Genomic DNA, 393 nt, shown 5'->3' with positions numbered 1-393 from the left:
GTGCAGTATTGATAACTTTATCTACGATCGTCCTTCCTTATGTAGCTCCTGTGATTTTGGCTAAGCCCAATTGGTTACTGACGATCATTGCCTTTTTAGTTTCTTCCTTTATCTTTTATCGGCATAAAGACAATATCAAGCGTATCAGAAACCATACTGAAAGTCGAATCCCGTTTGGTTTGAATAGCAGCAAGAAAAAATCCTGATACTTTTTCATTCCAAAGAGATAAAACGGGAGTGTGACAAATCGATGTCACACTCCCTTATTACTTACAGGATAGCTTTTTTACACACCTTGGTAAACGGTGTTCCCTGCTAACTTCTCGGTCACAACCTCTTACTTCACTGTGATGGAATATTTTGTCTTGAAGATTTCATGGGCACCTAGTTGAT

The 393-nt window shown here is 38.7% G+C and carries 1 protein-coding gene; it reads left to right on the top strand.

Annotated features, from left to right (window positions below):
• Window positions 1-206: hypothetical protein (locus NQ012_RS12965; protein ID WP_257067982.1), on the top strand; the 206-nt coding region annotated here is incomplete at its 5' end.
• Window positions 207-393 lie beyond the last annotated feature (187 nt).

The sequence above is a fragment of the Neisseria dentiae genome (assembly GCF_024580525.1).
In the GTDB taxonomy this organism is placed as follows: Bacteria; Pseudomonadota; Gammaproteobacteria; order Burkholderiales; family Neisseriaceae; genus Neisseria; species Neisseria dentiae_A.
The sequence above is the reverse complement of the archived record's forward strand: the minus strand, read 5'-3'. Positions and strand labels throughout refer to the sequence as shown.